General features: G+C 54.4%; 14 protein-coding genes and 1 pseudogene. 9 read left to right on the top strand and 6 right to left on the bottom strand.

Annotated elements, in window-relative coordinates; genetic code table 11:
* Window positions 1-240: 240 nt before the first annotated feature.
* The 6 genes and pseudogenes from LC343_RS24540 to LC343_RS24515 all read right to left on the bottom strand — a co-directional run bounded on the left by LC343_RS24540 (window position 241) and on the right by LC343_RS24515 (window position 5,374).
* Window positions 241-1,065: an IS5 family transposase gene (locus LC343_RS24540; protein ID WP_223479784.1), complete on the bottom strand. Its 825-nt coding sequence runs from the start codon at window positions 1,063-1,065 to the stop codon at window positions 241-243.
* A 72-nt stretch (window positions 1,066-1,137) separates the two neighbouring features.
* Window positions 1,138-1,407, bottom strand: a pseudogene (locus tag LC343_RS24535) (serine dehydratase beta chain); the annotation flags it as partial.
* Window positions 1,408-1,426: 19 nt separating this feature from the next.
* Window positions 1,427-2,500, bottom strand: a complete 1,074-nt coding sequence (locus LC343_RS24530) for an NAD/NADP octopine/nopaline dehydrogenase family protein (RefSeq protein ID WP_223479783.1) — start codon at window positions 2,498-2,500, stop codon at window positions 1,427-1,429.
* Window positions 2,501-2,536: 36 nt separating this feature from the next.
* Complete coding sequence (locus LC343_RS25185) at window positions 2,537-3,979, bottom strand: FAD-dependent oxidoreductase (protein ID WP_223479782.1); 1,443 nt, start codon at window positions 3,977-3,979, stop codon at window positions 2,537-2,539.
* Window positions 3,979-4,236: a (2Fe-2S)-binding protein gene (locus tag LC343_RS24520; protein ID WP_338018616.1), complete on the bottom strand. Its 258-nt coding sequence runs from the start codon at window positions 4,234-4,236 to the stop codon at window positions 3,979-3,981. The genes LC343_RS25185 and LC343_RS24520 overlap by 1 nt, the downstream gene beginning before the upstream one ends.
* Window positions 4,237-4,252: 16 nt before the next feature.
* On the bottom strand, window positions 4,253-5,374 hold the full coding sequence (locus tag LC343_RS24515) for an NAD(P)/FAD-dependent oxidoreductase (RefSeq protein ID WP_223479780.1): 1,122 nt from the start codon (window positions 5,372-5,374) through the stop codon (window positions 4,253-4,255).
* Between the two features lie 93 nt (window positions 5,375-5,467).
* Between LC343_RS24515 and LC343_RS24510 the strand changes: the two genes are divergently transcribed.
* The 9 genes from LC343_RS24510 (at window position 5,468) to LC343_RS24470 (ending at window position 16,084) form a co-directional block, all read left to right on the top strand.
* Complete coding sequence (locus tag LC343_RS24510) at window positions 5,468-6,379, top strand: LysR family transcriptional regulator (RefSeq protein WP_223479779.1); 912 nt, start codon at window positions 5,468-5,470, stop codon at window positions 6,377-6,379.
* A gap of 209 nt (window positions 6,380-6,588) precedes the next feature.
* Complete coding sequence (locus LC343_RS25420; RefSeq protein WP_428982675.1) at window positions 6,589-6,786, top strand: hydantoinase/oxoprolinase N-terminal domain-containing protein; 198 nt, start codon at window positions 6,589-6,591, stop codon at window positions 6,784-6,786.
* A gap of 28 nt (window positions 6,787-6,814) precedes the next feature.
* Window positions 6,815-8,710 carry a hydantoinase/oxoprolinase family protein gene (locus LC343_RS24500; protein WP_338018615.1) on the top strand — a complete coding sequence of 632 codons (1,896 nt, stop codon included), beginning with the start codon at window positions 6,815-6,817 and terminating at the stop codon, window positions 8,708-8,710.
* A 2-nt stretch (window positions 8,711-8,712) separates the two neighbouring features.
* Entirely contained in the window at window positions 8,713-10,692 is a 1,980-nt protein-coding gene (locus LC343_RS24495; protein ID WP_223479778.1) for a hydantoinase B/oxoprolinase family protein, read from the top strand.
* Between the two features lie 489 nt (window positions 10,693-11,181).
* Window positions 11,182-12,195, top strand: coding sequence for a LysR family transcriptional regulator (locus LC343_RS24490; RefSeq protein ID WP_223479777.1), 1,014 nt, complete (start codon window positions 11,182-11,184; stop codon window positions 12,193-12,195).
* A gap of 60 nt (window positions 12,196-12,255) precedes the next feature.
* Window positions 12,256-13,296 carry an ABC transporter substrate-binding protein gene (locus LC343_RS24485; protein WP_223479776.1) on the top strand — a complete coding sequence of 347 codons (1,041 nt, stop codon included), beginning with the start codon at window positions 12,256-12,258 and terminating at the stop codon, window positions 13,294-13,296.
* Window positions 13,297-13,309: 13 nt separating this feature from the next.
* Complete coding sequence (locus tag LC343_RS24480; RefSeq protein ID WP_238484468.1) at window positions 13,310-14,191, top strand: ABC transporter permease; 882 nt, start codon at window positions 13,310-13,312, stop codon at window positions 14,189-14,191.
* A 4-nt stretch (window positions 14,192-14,195) separates the two neighbouring features.
* On the top strand, window positions 14,196-15,002 hold the full coding sequence (locus LC343_RS24475) for an ABC transporter permease (protein WP_223479774.1): 807 nt from the start codon (window positions 14,196-14,198) through the stop codon (window positions 15,000-15,002).
* Window positions 14,999-16,084 carry an ABC transporter ATP-binding protein gene (locus LC343_RS24470; RefSeq protein WP_223479773.1) on the top strand — a complete coding sequence of 362 codons (1,086 nt, stop codon included), beginning with the start codon at window positions 14,999-15,001 and terminating at the stop codon, window positions 16,082-16,084. The genes LC343_RS24475 and LC343_RS24470 overlap by 4 nt, the downstream gene beginning before the upstream one ends.
* Window positions 16,085-16,552 lie beyond the last annotated feature (468 nt).

The raw sequence follows: 16,552 nt of genomic DNA, 5'->3' as shown, positions 1-16,552 counted from the left end.
ACATCTTCCAGCCTGACGAATGCGACAACTACTTCAGATCGTGCGGATATGACCCAGAATGATCGGAAAACGCTCTAGGCGGCTCTTTTTTTCCGAATGGAGGGACGTTGAGGGATCGAAGGCGACCTTCCGGCCGCCTCCCAACTTGATGCATTTCGTGCTCGCCAAATCGTTCAACAGCAGGGGGATGCTTTCTAGTTGGACAGTCTCAGTGCCTGAATCAAAAAGAACGGCACGATATCAGGTCCTTGCGATACGCCGGGTGAGCAATCGAATGTGCGCGACGAAGAGCCATGCCTCGGCAGAGGCGATGGTTCGTTCGAAGTCTTTGGCAAGCCTTCTGCATCGTCCCAGCCATGCGAATGTCCGCTCGACCACCCACCGGCGCGGCAGGACCTCAAAGCCCTTGGCGGTATCGGATCGTTTGACGATTTGAAGAGCGAAGGCGCCGACCTTCTCAATCGCGCGCTTCAGTTTTGGCCCGGCATAGCCGCCGTCTGCAAACACATGACGAAGCCATGGCCATCGTCTCCGAATGGTTCGAAGCACTTGCGGCGCTCCGTCCCGATCCTGGATGGCGGCGCTGTGAATGACGAGACCGACCAGCAATCCGCTCGTGTCGGTGACGATGTGACGCTTGCGGCCATTGATCTTCTTTCCCGCGTCAAAGCCCCGTGTTCCGCCGCTTTCGGTGGTCTTCACCGACTGGCTGTCGATCACGCCGGCCGAGGGGCTGACTTCCCGGCCTTCCTTCTCGCGGGCCTGGGCGACCAAGGTGTTGCTGACCAAGCGCATGATGCCGTTGTCGCGCCAGTCGTAGAAATAGTTCTGCACCGTCGTGAAGGGCGGAAACTCCTTCGGCAGCATCCGCCACTGGCAGCCGGTCGAGGCCATGTAAAGGATCGCGTTCATCACCTCGCGCAAGTCCGCCTTGCGAGGGCGGCCGAGCCGACGCTGCGACGGCAGCAAAGGTTCGATCAATCGCCATTCCGCATCGCTGAGATCGCTTGCATAACGGCAGTGCTGGCGAACATAGTGAGACCGGGTGATATCAGTCCAGGGCATCGTGTTCTCCATCGAATCTTCGCAAATCCGACGGAATCACAACCCGCTGATATCACTCAATTCTTTTTAGGTCAGGCTCTCAGGATCCTGTCCAAGTAGGCCCAAACAAATCGCGCTATCGGTTCCGTGGCCTTTGCCAGTCCACGCCAACGAGCCATAAAGGGTTGCTCTGACCTCGCGTGCCGCAATATCACCACCGGACATACGGCTTCGAAAACGTTTCGCCGCAATCATAGGTCCTACGGTATGAGAGCTCGATGGCCCAATACCAATCTTGAAAAGTTCAAAGGCGCTTACGGTCAATTGATTTCCTTTTGCGCCATTATTCGTTTGAGCGCACATGATTGAAGCTAGCGTACATTCAGTTCGCTACGGGGTATCCGTCGGCAGCGAGCTGTCTCAGTGTGTTAAGGTCGCGAACATCGATCTCAGCGAGCAAATTGTTTTCGCGGGCAAAATCACGTCCATAGCAAGCACCGAGGATTTGAATACCGCTCCGGTGCAATGGCACCTCGGTCGAGGTCAAGTCTGCCAGCATGACTAACGGAACAAGCCCGTAAGGAACGTCCTCTAGGACGTATCGTGTGTTTGCATCAGTTGGCCCGAATGGGTCATTTCCTCGACGGGCCTGAATTTGATACATTTCAGCGACCGACCCCCCGGAGATTTCGAGGGTCGCTTTGAAGTTCTCAGCCAGAGTGCGGATCTCTCTACCAACCGCTCGACCAATCGATATCCGCTCGTTGTCCAGTTCAAGCAAAAGGTTTCCAACCAGAGGTGTGATATTGCTGTTCTGGTGCCAGCGCTCGCCTTGCTCAATCCTCGTTAGATTGCACAAAGCAATCGCCAAATGGTTCTGCGGATTGAGGTTGCTGAGGGAAATCGTGAGCAAGTCCTCTTTAAGGCTGAAGCAAGGGCCGAAAAGGTCTACGCATATGGCGGTTGCCTTCTCTGAGAATTGAGATGGCAGCACAGCCATATCAATATTCTTTCGAACAACTCCTACTCGGACTTCATTAGGAGAATCCTGGAACTTCGCCGTCAACGCGGTAGTGCTCCAGGCGCAAATAGGAATCTTGAGACCCCGATCCGCCAGTATCTTTGAGAGATACAAACCAGCGAAGGATAGATGCCCCGAAATGATGATCGAGTGTCGCTCTTCAAGATAAGGGGCCAACGCGTCCAAAACAACGCGGTGGCCATTCGCTGGAAGCGCGATTATGATTACGTCGTTCTTCGCCAATTCCTGCGCACTGCCGCATGTCTGTGGCGCGAAGCTGCATTCCACCATTCCCGTCAATCGGACCGAGCAGGTCTCAAACGCTTTTGTGCCCCTTCCGGAAGGAGACCAAATTTCGGGAATATGTCCCCGTTCAAGTAGATATCCCGTGTATCCAATAGCTACGGCACCTGCGCCTGCGATACCAACCTGCATGTCAAATCTCTTCTCTTGATACGATCATCGCCACTGTCATTTCGATCGGCGAGAAGTTTGCGAGAACGGCGTCGTTTCACCGTTTGATGTTACCTCAAAGCTCAAATTGGCCATCTCCCCCAGCGTCACTGGTTTCAATGGCGCGCGGATGTTCAAGAAGCCAACGCTTCCTTGCGATGCCTGCTGTGCTTCGGCAATCAATGCCGCAATCGTGTACCCGCATTGTCGCCCCTGGCATGGACCCATGCCGGCACGCGTCGCACTTTTCACCATCGCGAGATCAGCGCCACACTCTTTTGCTACCGATCGGATTTCTCCCGCTGTCTTGCACTCGCAACGACACACCAGTGTATTATCCGATGGAAAGAAGACCTCTGGACGCGGCCGATAAAGCGCATCGAGGAATGGACGCATTGAAAGCAAACGCCGAAGCTTTCGCCGTGATGACGCTGCGCTGGCTAACGCAGTTTGTTCGCTTATCACGCCTAGTTTAGTTGCGATGCCGATGCCTGCAATGATTCCGAGTTCAACAGCGGCGTCGGCCCCCGCGATGCCACCACCATCACCCGAAACGAAGATTCCCGCCCGGCTCGATTCTCCCCAGGAATTCAGGCGTGGGACAAAACACAATTGTGCAGGATCCCATTCGTGTTCGCATCCGAGCGCCATCGAAAAATGAACACTCGGAACCACTCCCTCGTGCGTGAGAAGTAGATCCGTAGGAAATTCCAGCGTTTGCTTGCGTGCGCTTCTAAATCGTACCGCTTCCAACGTGTTTGAGCCAACGGCTTCAAGACCATCTGAAGCCCTATAGAACGGTACGCCGGCACGGCGCAATTTTACCAGCCACGCTACGCCTTTAAAGAGGTTCTTGGGCGCCGACAGGGCGAGTGGGAGCAGAGGCAGAGATCTCCAAAGATTGCTGGCCGGCGCGGTGTCAACGTATCCCGCTACAGCGCCGCCGAGGTCCAGCAACTGCTTCATATATAGTAGAGGCAATGGTCCTGTCCCCGCAATCCATACAGGTTTACTGGGAATAGAGCCTCCGTTTTTCATCAGAATCTGCCCCGCCCCAACCGTCATCACGCCCGGCAAGTTCCAACCCGGGAACGGATTAGGTCGTTCTTGTGCACCAGTGGCGAGTAGAATTGCCCTTGCGTTAACTAAACGAGACCGACGTCCAACACTGAGGAAAACCTTGAATTGGTCTTCAACTTGCCAAACTTTGGCGTTGAAACAGGTTTCTACGGAACTGTCGCGTAGCGTTCTGGTAAGTTGTGCACCTTTTCGATAGTCATCGCCCAGCGATTTACTGAAGTTACTTTCATCATTGCGGTCAACTGCTCGCCAGATTTGACCGCCTGGAGCTGCCTGTTCATCGACAAGAAGTACCGATAATCCCCGCTCCGCGCTGCTGAGTGCGCCTGCCATGCCGGCGGGGCCTGCACCAACTACAACGAGATCATATTCGCCGCGCATTACTGAACCTCGTTCCCACAATACTGGCGCACGATATTCATTCCGCTGCGCACAGCGGTCATGCAGGATTGCACCGACCTAACCCCGTCCACTTCAACGAGGCATTCAAAACAGACCCCCATCATGCAATAGGGGGCTCGCGTTTCGCCGCTTACCGGGTTGGTTCGCGCAAAAAATGGCTCCAGCCTGGCCAGAACACCAGCAACCATCTCGCCCTCGAACGCCTCAACGGCATTGCCATCGACGATAATCTGCACTGATCTACGCCTCTCGCTATGCGCGTTCTTGAACATCAAATCTCTCCGGGGTGAATGCCTCAAACATTCCGTCTAGCGACGTTCTCGAAATGGCATCCGCCAATTCATTCGCGTGGAAAGCAGCTAAGGTGATGCCAGAATGGCAACTGGCCGAGAAGGCTCCGGGATAGCGGGAAGACTGAGCATATATGGGATACCCGTCGGGGCTTAACACGCGAAGTCCCGACCACTGGCGTACGATCGTGGCATCCTTCAAGGCCGGTAAAATGCGTGTCGCACGTCGTGATAATTGCGCTGCTGCCTCAGACGACGTTTCGACGTTGAACCCGACATCTTCATGTGTTGCCCCGATCATTATTGTGCCTTCACGAGTTTGCCGTAAGCCACTGCCGGGTAGGTGTAAAATGCGGCCCAGTCGCTCAGTTACTATGATCTGACCCCGTTGGGGCCTTAATGGGATATTCATCTCAAGCGACAGCGCCAGCTCACTTGTCGAAAGACCTGCCGCCAGTACAATTTTGCTTGCGGCATAAGTCTCGGTGCCTGAGTGGACTTCGAAACCTTCACTGGTGGGTCGAATGAATTTGACCGGGGATTGGAACTCAATTCTCCCACCCAACCGAACAATTGCGCCGTGTAAACCACACAGTAATTCCAGGGGATTTGCAGCACCGTCCAAATGGCCAAAACTGGCGCCAACGACTTCCGGCCCAAGTTCGACATTCGGCAGCATCCGCTCGAGGCTGGCTCTATCCAGCATTTCGGTGTCGGAGTTGCGGTTCGGCTGCTGTTCCGCAAGTCTTTGATTTTTCGAGAGACGTGCATCCCACTCATCATCGCTCAGACAATAGATGAGACCTCCGTCCTGTTCTAAAGCGAGAGGCGTCTCTACGACGTCTTTCAACTGGCGTGCAAAGTCTGACCAGTCCAATGCGCTTTTTTGCGTAATGGATTGGTATGCGGGAAGGCCTTCGCCTTTGCCTTGCACCCACACCAAACCGAAATTTGCCCTCGAAGCTCGAAAATCGGCTCGATCGCCGTCTAGCACGACGACGCGATGATGTCTTTTCGCCAATCCGAATGCGATCGCGGATCCGACGACCCCTGCGCCGACAACAATTATATCGCTCATTTGCATGCGGGATTCTCCCTGAACGTTGTCAGGTTAGAAACTCACGTGCTAGTAGGTCAAAAGCAAAATCTTAAGACAGGTATTCTGTAGGGTTATACCATGCGTCCACCGAGCCTTCGACAAATCGAAGCATTCAGGGCAGTTGTTGAGGTTGGCACGGTAAGCAGAGCGGCTGAGTTGCTCCGAATTTCGCAACCAGCTGTGAGCAAACTCCTGATCAATCTTGAAGAAGATATAGATCTAAAGTTGTTCGATCGAGAAAGCGGACGCCTTGTTTTAACAGATCGAGGAATGCGCCTCTATGAAGAAATTGACCGGATATTTTCTGGCGTAGACCAGATTGCGCGAGCTGTGGAGGCGGCTCGACGGGAAGAGCGCGGACGGCTCGAAGTTGGTGTCATGCCGGCATTGGGCGGCAAGTTCATAGCTGAGGTGGTCTCCCATTTCCTAGAACAGCATCCTACAGTTCATGTACGCATCCACACGAGGTCGTCACAGTTTCTGATCGAATGGCTGCACACTCAACAGCTTGATGTCGGGATCGTCACAACAGCACCTGAGCACCCGCACCTGGCAGTGGAACAGCTAGATGACGAACCATTCTGCTGCATATTGCCCATTGGCCATGCCAAAGCGCACCATCAAGTTCTCACGCCGGAATTGATGAAGGATGAATGCTTTGTTGCGTTTCAGCCTGACAGCTATACGCGAAGACGGATCGAAACGGTGCTCGAGTCCGAGGGCGTTACCCTAGACAGATTGATCGAAGCAACCGCGGCCACCACTGTTTGTGAACTCGTCGCAGCCGGCCTGGGCATTGCATTGGTTCATCCGCTGATGTTGGAACAGGTTTCGGACAGGGTCATTGCACGACCGTTCTTGCCGAAGATTTCGAGCGGCTTCTTGATCTGCAGACCGCAATCGGTTCGAAATCGAGAACTTATTCGCGCTTTTTCCCAAGCGGCCAGAGATGTTGCTCAAAACAAGCTGGGTCAGCTCATCCCGCGATAGCACGACTGATATTCAGCATCTAACGTGATGAGTTCGCTAGATTGATTGCGCTGCGCGATTAATCTTCTCAAATCCCACTTTCTACTGGGTCGATCCGAGGTGGTACGTTGTCTTAAGCGGCAAAGTTGAACTGACGGGTTTGGCGGTAAAGCTTGATGTATTCGAGATGGATTCGATTACTCAGCTTCGCATCATAGGCGGCGATCAAAATGCGGACGCAGGGTTCGAATTGTCCTGCGAGGATTTCAACGCCGAAGTCAACTGAATTGAAAACTGCGGAGATAATATGGGATATGCTTAGGATTGGCGTTGATATAGGTGGCACATTTACAGATTTTTGCGGTTGGCGCGAAGGCAGCCAAGATATTGTTAGTTTGAAGGTCCCTTCAACGCCACCGTCTTTTTGAGGAAGGGTTCAAGAACGGCTTTGAAGCATTGTTGGAACGTCTACCACCCTCCGACAATGAGTCCGCCCTCGTAATGCACGGCACAACAGTTAGTACCAATGCTGTTATTGAACGCAAGGGTCCGAAAGTTGCTTTCTTTGTGACGGAGGGCTATCGCGATTTGCTTGAACTGCAGCGCATGGGGCTCAAAAATCCTCTGAATATTTTCGAGCAGCGTACCAAGCCGCTGATCGGTCGTTCAATGGTTTTTCAGGTCGAAGAGCGTCTTATGCGCGGCGGTGCTGTGCGGACCCCGGTTGATCAATCTGCGCTTGAAGCGCTGGCGCAAAAGGCCGTGGCTGCAGGGGCTGAAGGTTTTGCGGTTGCCTTCCTGCACAGCTATGCCAATGCCCGGCACGAGGAGGCGATGGCCGAAGCCATCCGCAAGGTGGCCGGTCAGCACGCAGAAATCAGCCTTTCAAGCGAGATCTGGCCGCGGATCGGTGAGTATGAACGGGCGATTGTCAGTGTGCTCAATGCTTTTGTGCGCAAGCGGATGGATGAATACATTGGCAAGGTGGAAACCTATGTCGCAGGCCGATTGCCGGGTTCGCAGCTGTTTGTCACCCGTTCCAACGGTGGCGCGATGGCAGCCGAGGAAGCCCGTAAATTCCCAGTGCATACGTTGCTTTCGGGCCCGGCTTCGGGCGTGACTGCGGTCCAATATCTCGGCCGTGCCATGGGAGAGAACAATATTTTGACTCTCGATATGGGCGGCACCAGTACTGATATTTCCATTGTCCGCGATGGCGAGGTGCTTACCTCCAACGATGCTGAAGTTGGCGACTTTCCGGTTGTGATGCCGGTAACCGGTATCGAGGCGGTTGGTGCCGGTGGCGGCTCCGTTGCCGTGATGGACAATGGTGTATTGCGCGTTGGTCCGGAAAGCTCAGGTTCCTATCCTGGCCCAGCCTGTTTCGGGCGCGGGGGCACGGCGCCTACGCTTACCGATGCTTATCTCCTGGCCGGATACATGCCGGAGGATCTTCGGGGTGTTGGAATGCGTCTCGATCGAGAAGCAGCATCGCGAGCCATGTCTCCAATCGCGGACGCACTTGGCCAAGATGTACTAGGTGCCGCCGAAATGTGCATAGCCGTTGCTAGTTCGAACATGGTGGCCGGGGTGATGCCCTATCTGGCCCGTCATGGCGTTGACCCCGAAGACTTGGCATTGTTGGTCTATGGTGGGGCTGGAGCGATCCATGGCCCTCTTCTGGCTGCGGAAATCGGCGTAAAACGTATCATTGTGCCAACAACACCATCAGTGTTTTGTGCACTTGGCGGCCTGGTTTCGGAGCTGAGCAATGACCTGCTTGAGACGGTACACGGAGCAGATGTCGATGCGGAATTGATTGCCCAAAAGTTCGCCCAGTTGCGTGATCAGAGCGCAGCATGGTTGTCCCGGCAGGCGCCTGCCAAACGGCTGGTATCGACCAAATTCGAATGCTGGGCCGAAATGCGCTACGCGGGTCAATCCTTTCAGGTCGATGTGCGATTGCCTGACGAAGCCATCGACCAGAGGGATCTGACCACAATGTATGAGGCCTTTCACGCCGAACATCAGCGCATCTACAGTCATTGCGACCGCAGTTCGCCCGTTGAATTTGTTGATCTACGCATGCGTGTACGTGGGGGGATGACTATCCCTGAGCCGGACTCGGGAGAAACCGTTCGGGAAGGCAGATCTCTCACGGGCCACCGGTCGATGCGCTTTAGCGGGAAGGTTTTTCCAGACGTGAGCATTTATGACCGCGTATTTCTCGCCGAAGGAGAAGCCATTCAGGGGCCTGCTGTGATTGAACAACCCGACGCAACCATCGTGGTCCCGCCCGACTATGTCGCGCGCGTGGGTGCATTTGGTTCAATTCTTATGACTCGGAGCTAATCATGGATGCCGTTCGCACCGCTATTATGAACAACCGTTTCAACGCCATCGTTGAAGAGGCTTCGGCCGCAATCTACCGCACCGCCCACACCACTTTCGTGAAATTGGTGCAAGACTACCAATGCGCGATCGCGACACCTGATGGCGAGATGTTCGCCTATCCCATGCTGTCCGGTGTTAATGTTTTTATGGGCTCACCCATCAAGCCGACGCTGGATGCTATCGGGCTTGAGAACCTACATCGGGGCGACGTCATCATAACAAATGACCCCTTTGCCACAGACGGCCTTGTGACTCATTTGATGGATATCACTTTGCTCTATCCCATCTTTGATCGCGACAAACTTATTGCGGTTGGCTGGGCCTTTGTGCACGCCTCTGATATCGGCGGTGCCGTCCCCGGCAGTATTTCCCCGGCCTTCACCGAAGTATTTCAGGAGGGGCTACGCGTGCGCCCGGTCAAGCTTTATGACCGGGGCGTTCTCAACGAGATCGTCAAGAACATCTATCTGGACAACAGCCGCATTCAGACTGAACTCTGGGGTGACATCCAAGCCATGATCTCCGGGCTGAAGAGCATGGAACGGCGGATGCAGGAATTGTGCGGCCGGTATGGGCGGCAATCGGTGGAAGAGGGCATGGACGATGTGCTCAATTATGCTGAAGCCAAATGCCGTGCCGTAATCAAGGAAATTCCCAACGGTGTTTATTCCTTTTCCGACTATCTGGAAGGAATTCACCAGGATCAGTTGGCTTACTTCACCGCGACGATGACAATCAACGATGATGAAATTGAGGTTGATTTCACCGGAACCGATCCGCAACTTTCAGCCGCTTACAACCTCGTAAGTGGAGCGGGCACGCATCCGTATATTATCCAGTGCCTTTATGCCTTTATCCTGACAATGGACCCACTCATGCCGCGCAATTCCGGCGTGCTGCGACCGATCAACGGGCATGCCCCTCGCGGGACAGTATTAAATGGTGTCTATCCGTGCTCAGGCGGTTCGCGCGCAGCCTCCGCGACCCGTGCATATGACTTGATCCTAGGGTGTCTTGATCAGGCGTTGCCAGAAGGGCTAGCAGCTGCAGATTCTGGAAATGCCGGGGTCATCGTTGTTGCCGCGCCTGACCCGCGAACCGGCCAAGATCGTGTGAGCGTGGCCAGCACTATTACCGGCGGGGGCGGCGCCCGCAATAAATGTGATGGCGTTGACGGCACAGCCGTTCGCTATTCACAGCGGCGCGTTCCGGTTGAGGTGATTGAAATTGAAACCTCATTGGTCATGCAGGCAGTCCGCAATGTTCGTGACACACGGAGTGCGGGCAAATATGTCAGTGGCGCTGCGATCGAGATGGAGATCGAGAACACGGCACATCGGGCCGTCATGACTGTGCGCAACATGAACCGCTTCGTTTTTGCGCCTTGGGGTTTTCGTGGCGGCGAACATGGACAACTTGGTCAGACCGTTGTTAATCCGGGGCGTCCGGACGAGCGTTCGATCGGCAAGATTTCAATTCTGGAAATGGCTCAGGGTGATGTGGTGCGCATCACTGCGCCATGCGGAGGCGGCTTCGGCAACCCACTCGAGCGCAATGTTAGTTCGATTGCAAGCGAGATAGAGGACGATATGTTGTCGCGTGAGCGTGCGGCGCGGGTTTACGGGGTGGTATTTGACGCTAACGGTCTCATCGACGAATTGGCCACACAGAAGGAACGTGCGAGCCGCGCGCAACGCGACGCCCCTGAATTTACATTCTGTCCCGAGCGTCAGCGCCATGATATGGTTTGGAATATGACTGTTCGCCGCGAGTTGGCCAATTCGGCGATGACACGCGAGCCGCGGATCCGCAGTCAGCTCGTAATCAACGCACACAATCGGATGCTGGCTCAGGGCAAGCCAGTCGACGACGCGAGGCTTGCACACATCCTGGACGAGGAAACGACGCGCCTGTCCGGCAGTCATCAAGTTGTTGGCTGACTTTAACAGCCTTATTGGCCATGCGATTGGCTGCGCCGATGAGGTCAAGTCATCGAAGAAAAACGCCGAAGGACGAGCCGTCCTTCGGCGTTTTTCTTCACCTGACTGATGGTTAGTGTGAGCCGGTGCTCTCTAATATCCTAAGCTTCCACCCCGTAATCACAATAGCTGAACACCTGCGTTTGGATCCCCTAGAGCGATGCATTCTATGGAGATGGCGCAATTAACTCCTGCCGACAAATTTGACGGTTGGATCGTGTTGGTATAACCCTATAGAATATCAACGCCAAAAAAACGACTTTGACTAATTACATCGTGAGCGCGTTTAATTAGAAAAACGAATTTGTCGCGCTGATATCAGCGAGCAAACTGACGCAGCAATTGAACTGCTGGGCCGGGCAATGGAAGCGGGAAACGCTCCATCCTGGCCTCGGCTTGGCGAATTGGTTTGTTCTCCGCAAGAGCGTGATCCGAGCCCGGGTGGATGTCTTGAACCAGTTTCCAGAACTGTCGGGATTCAAGTGTTTCTTGGCCGTAGCCGAGGAACTACATTTTGGCCGAGCCGCTGTTCGCCTCAATATGACCCAGCATACGATCAGTCAAAATGTGCGAAAACTTGAGGTTAGCCTGGGTGTTGCTCTGTTCAGACGCTCTACTCGAAGCGTAGAACTGACGGCATCCGGGGAGGCTTTGGTGCCTCGCGTTCGCGAGCTTTTCAGCAAGGCAGAAGAGGCCGTGCTGTTGGCGAAGCTGGCCGCAGGTGGCGGCAATCCAGGTGGTGAAGCATTAAGCATCGGTGCGATCGATCCCGCTGCGCATCGACTTCTTCCGGTGCTCTTGCGGCGTTTCCGCAACCGGTTCCCAAAAACCCGGCTAAACGTCAAAATCTACGATTCATCTGCCTTACTCAAAGCACTGGAACGAGACGAGTGTCATGTTGGGATCATGCGACCACCAACGAACAGCAATCTACTAAAGTATCGACCCCTGATGTCCCAGCAGTTTGTTGCGGTGATTCCGTCAGGCTCGGTTCTGGCCAAACGCAAAACACTAAATCTCCGGGATTTCATCAACGAAAGGGTCTTCACGTTAAATCGGTTTGAACTATCAAGTTTTGAGGCCGTCTATGACCAAATTTGCCATGCTGGCATTGAACTTGACACAACGGTGGAAGCATCGAACACAGCTGCGGCTCTCGCTCTGGCATCGGCAGGGGTAGGGATTACCTTTTTACCGGAATGGATTGAAAGCATTGCGAATGACAGCGTCGTGCTGCGCCGGGTAGAAGACCTCACTCATCAGATTTCCATCGGGGCTGGCTGGCGAAGCGATTCACCCATACCCGGAATATTCCCGTTCGTAGAGTGCGCAACGTTCGTTACGAGCCCTGGCAAAGCGTCGAGTATTGCGAGCGATTCAACTAACGAATTCTCACATCTGCGGAGTTCAGAGCACACGTCTATTCATTCGGATGAGCAATCAATCGTTGGGATTCCGAATTAGACATAGTTGATATCGGCAAAGCAAACTGACGCCGCAAACCAAGATAAGGGGAGATCTATCGTGAAAACGTTCCACTATTTATCAGTCATATCACTTGCACTGGGCCTGCAAGGCGCACAAGCGAATGCGCAAGAACTCATCGTCAACGGATACGGCGGGCCTTACGGCGATTTGATCCAAGAAACGATCATCAAACCGTTTGCTGCCGAAACTGGCATTGATGTCATCTATGATGAAACGGGTTCGTCTGGGGCCGACTATGCCAAGATCAAGGCCACGGGTGGCAATCCGGGCTGGGATGTCAATGTGATGACGGCAGCGCAATCTCTTGATGGCTGCAAGGACGGGTTGCTGGAGCCATTGAGCCTCTCTGCGGTACCTAATCTCGCCTTCATTGATCCTGGGTTGCGAGACTTGGCAGGTGAATGTGGCGCCGTACATGAACTGCAGTATGTGTCACTGCTCTACCGCACGGACAAGCTGGATCCGGCTCCGACGTCGTGGAACGACCTCGCCGATCCGAGGCTTAACGGCAAGATTGTTTTGCCAACTTTTAACAATCTGCTGGCCTCACAGATGCTGCAGGTTTACTCGGCCATGGCCGGCAACGATGCCAATGATGTCGATCCTGGTCTTGAGATGCTGACCAAATTGGCGCCACATGCGCTGGCATTCGAGGATACATCCGCCTTGATGGACAAATATATTCGTGAAGGCGACGCGTGGGCCATGCCGTTCTATAGCGGCCGGGCAGGTGGCATGAAGAATGGTGGTGTCCCGGTTGATTTTATTATTCCGGCTGAAGGTACCGTCCCGCTTGTCGCCACTCTAAATGTGCCGGTGGGGGCCGAGCATAAGGATGCGGCCCATATGTTCATTGATTATTGGCTAAGCAAGACCGGCCAGGAAAGCTGGGCGCTGGCATATCAGGTAGGCACGGCGCGTGCTGACGTCGACCTTCCTGCTGATTTCCGTGCCAAACAGGTGACAACCCGTGAAGACATCCAGAAGCTGATCCTGCCAAACTTGTCCGTCACGGCCTCGCGGTTGCCGGAATGGGCTGACCGGTGGGAACGCGAAGTCGTTCCGGCCGCAAACTAGGGTCGTGTCTTCGATGAACGTTTCTGAACCGATTTCTGCGGCGCGTCAGCGCCGCAGCTTTCTCTCTCCGGGCGCTTATGTGCCGCTGATCCCGCCTGTCTCAGCGCTGCTATTGTTCTTTGCCCTGCCAATGGGAATGATGATCGGGCTCAGCTTTGAGACAACGCTTGGCGGCTTTGGTCTGAGCAATTATCAGGACTTCTTTACTGATGATCTGGCTCTCGACGGGCTGAGGCGTACCCTCGTCATGTCGGGCTTGGTGGCCATAAGCGTAACGGTGATGGCCTATCCGATCGCCTATTTTCTGGCCCGGTCGACAACTCGTTGGCGGGTGATTGTTTTTGCCCTTGCCATTGCACCGGAGTTGGCTGGCGTGGTGCTACGTACATATGGCTGGCTGGTAATCCTGGAGAAAAATGGTTTCATCAATGACACGCTGATCTCGCTTGGCCTGATTGAAGAGCCCTTGCCGCTGATCGGCAATATGTTCGGTGCGGTGGTGGGCCTGACCCATGTGTTGCTGCCGTTTGGGATATTGTCACTATTAACCAGCATTCAGGGCATCGACCAGAATCTGGAAAAATCCGCACAAATCCTTGGTGCTTCGCGGCTGTCGGTTTTACGCCATATCGTTTTCCCGCTGTCCTTGCCCGGCATTATGAGCTCCTTCCTGATTGCCTTCACCTTGTCGGCTTCCGCCTATGCAACGCCGGCGCTGCTAGGTGGCATCAAGTTCAAAGTTCTTGCGACGATGATTTATCGTGAGGTCTTGGTGCTCGTTAATTGGCCGGCGGCAGCTGTTATGGCCACCGTGCTTCTGGTCATTGTGATTGGTATCGCGTTCTTCAGCACCCGTGCTGAAAACCGTATCGTCAACAGATTGCATGTGAGGTGAGGTGATGAGCAGAGTAATATTATCGTCCCTCTACTGGGCCTTCTTCGTGCTGATATTGCTGTTTATCGCACTGCCTCTTCTGGTGGTGATCGCCGCCTCGGTCAGTCCCACAGTCAGCGTCACATTCGAGTTCTGGACCTGGACATTTGAGTGGTTTCAGAGAATGTGGGCTCCCAGATGGATTGACCCCTTTATTCTCAGTGCAAAGATAGCTGCGCTCGTCGCGATCATCACCGGCGTTCTAGCCACTCTGGCAGCCTATGCCGTCGCCTATCGTAAGGTACCCGGACACACGGCCATCATGTCTTTCTTACTGTCACCGCTTGCGGTGCCGCAGATCGTCAAAGGCGTGGCAATCGTGTTGTTCTTCTCTTCCGCAGGTCTTTACCACTACCTCGGTTTTCCGGGGCTGGTTCTTGGGCACGTGGTGTTGACCATGCCTTTTGCCACCCGCATGATTGTCACGGCAATCTACAATTTTGACACGAATCTTGATCGTGCTGCGCAGGTGTTGGGCGCCAGCAAATGGCAGCGGGTCTATCATGTGCTCTTGCCGCTGATAAAGCCCGGAATTTTTTCCGGTATGACCTTTGCGTTCATCCTCTCCTTTAATGATGTGCCTATTGCCCTGTTCTTGGTCCGACCCGGTGAGATCACTCTCCCCATTAAGGTCATCAACTATTTCGAATTCGGCCTTGATCCTGTTTTGGCCGCCGTCAATGTCGCTTCCCTCCTCTTCCTTCTCGCGGTGATCTTCCTGTTTGAGAAAATCGGCGGGTTTACAGCGCAACTACATGGAGGAAGTAAATGAGCTCCGCTGATACCGCAGACATCCAACTAGTCGATGTGACCAAGAGCTATGGCAGCAATCTGGTTGTCGACAAGGTCAATCTGATTGTTCCCAAAGGAGAGTTTGTCAGCATTCTTGGCCCGTCCGGCTGCGGCAAGACCACCACACTGAATATGGTTGCGGGCTTTCACGAGCCGACGTCGGGTGAAATTCGCATTCGCGGTACTAACCAGGTGGGAGTGCCGCCGGAAAAACGCAATATCGGTCTAGTGTTTCAGAACTACGCGTTGTTTCCGCATATGACCGTGGCTGAAAACGTTGCCTTTGGTCTGAAGATGAAGCGCAAGTCAAGGGCCGAGACAGAAGTTGCGGTCAAGAATGCGCTAAGAAGCGTACATCTTGAAGGCTATGAATCCCGCTATCCGAAAGAGCTTTCGGGTGGTCAGCAACAACGTACGGCGCTGGCCCGCGCGATCGCACCTCAACCTTCCGTGTTGCTGCTCGACGAGCCGCTTTCAAACCTCGACCTCAAGCTGCGCGAAGCCATGCGGGTTGAGCTCAAGGAAATCCAGGAAGCACTGGGCATGACCTTTGTCTACGTGACGCATGATCAGGAGGAGGCGATGGCCATGTCTGATCGCGTTGTCGTCATGTCGGGCGGTGTCGTTGCGCAGGAGGGTCGCCCGGTCGACATCTACCAGAATCCGGTCTCCGCGTTCGTGGCGGACTTCATCGGCAAGTCAAACCTGTTGCCGGTCACAAAAGTGGATGAAGAAAAGGGCAAGCTTCGGCTCACGCTTAAAGGTGGGACTGTGCTCATTGCGGATCCATCTGCGTCACTTGCACCGGGCAAGATCGAACTATGCTGTGTGCGCCCGGAAAATGTGCAACTGGTCCAGCCAGGTGAAACGGCTGAAAACGTTCTTCCGGGGCGTGTGGATAAAATGGTCAATCTGGGTGCGCATGTCGACCTTTGGGTGGATGTATCTCGTGGTTGCACCGTCAAGGCGCAGATCCCCGTTCGTCGCTTGCAAAACGTCGATGTTGGGTCCGAGATTAAACTGCGGATTGATCCTGCCGCTGTGCAACCCTTGGCGCATTAAGATTCCGGATGGAAGCAGGTCTTGCGGTCTGCCTCCATTTTCATCGGTGTGACTGGTCGCCAAGCCAGTCTGGGTTTTGCTTCGGGAAACTTCTGCAGCGACCCTGAGAGCGGGGTTGATCGTCGGCTCATTCGGTTCCTCCCACCAGGGCGAGGATTGCAACCTTTCCACCCCTGGCAACTGGTTGGCGTCGGCGCGGTATTAACGTGCGGTCGCCAGCCGATTTTTTTCGTCCGTTGGACCGCGGCGATTGTTGGAGTTCGTCGGGATCTAGCAATGCTCGCGGTAGACCTCCAGTAGGGGACCACATATGTCGTTTGCCGGTGGATCAGGCTTCAACACCACACTATCACGGATTGCCGAGGTAAAGGATCGCAAGAGCCTCGATGCTGTCATGGAGGCACTTGCTGCCAGCTACGATCTCAAATCCGCAGCCTACTTCGGTGTTGGCCTGTCAGGCCGTACGAA

Origin of the sequence: Oricola indica, from assembly GCF_019966595.1 — a bacterium.
Taxonomy (GTDB): Bacteria; Pseudomonadota; Alphaproteobacteria; order Rhizobiales; family Rhizobiaceae; genus Oricola; species Oricola indica.
The sequence above is the reverse complement of the archived record's forward strand: the minus strand, read 5'-3'. Positions and strand labels throughout refer to the sequence as shown.

Coding starts and splice junctions, on each gene's coding strand:
- LC343_RS24540 (WP_223479784.1), bottom strand. CDS start 1,065: ATGCCCTGGACTGATATCACCCGGTCTCACTATGTTCGCCAGCACTGC.
- LC343_RS24530 (WP_223479783.1), bottom strand. CDS start 2,500: ATGCAGGTTGGTATCGCAGGCGCAGGTGCCGTAGCTATTGGATACACG.
- LC343_RS25185 (WP_223479782.1), bottom strand. CDS start 3,979: ATGCGCGGCGAATATGATCTCGTTGTAGTTGGTGCAGGCCCCGCCGGC.
- LC343_RS24515 (WP_223479780.1), bottom strand. CDS start 5,374: ATGCAAATGAGCGATATAATTGTTGTCGGCGCAGGGGTCGTCGGATCC.
- LC343_RS24510 (WP_223479779.1), top strand. CDS start 5,468: ATGCGTCCACCGAGCCTTCGACAAATCGAAGCATTCAGGGCAGTTGTT.
- LC343_RS25420 (WP_428982675.1), top strand. CDS start 6,589: ATGCGGACGCAGGGTTCGAATTGTCCTGCGAGGATTTCAACGCCGAAG.
- LC343_RS24495 (WP_223479778.1), top strand. CDS start 8,713: ATGGATGCCGTTCGCACCGCTATTATGAACAACCGTTTCAACGCCATC.
- LC343_RS24480 (WP_238484468.1), top strand. CDS start 13,310: ATGAACGTTTCTGAACCGATTTCTGCGGCGCGTCAGCGCCGCAGCTTT.
- LC343_RS24475 (WP_223479774.1), top strand. CDS start 14,196: ATGAGCAGAGTAATATTATCGTCCCTCTACTGGGCCTTCTTCGTGCTG.
- LC343_RS24470 (WP_223479773.1), top strand. CDS start 14,999: ATGAGCTCCGCTGATACCGCAGACATCCAACTAGTCGATGTGACCAAG.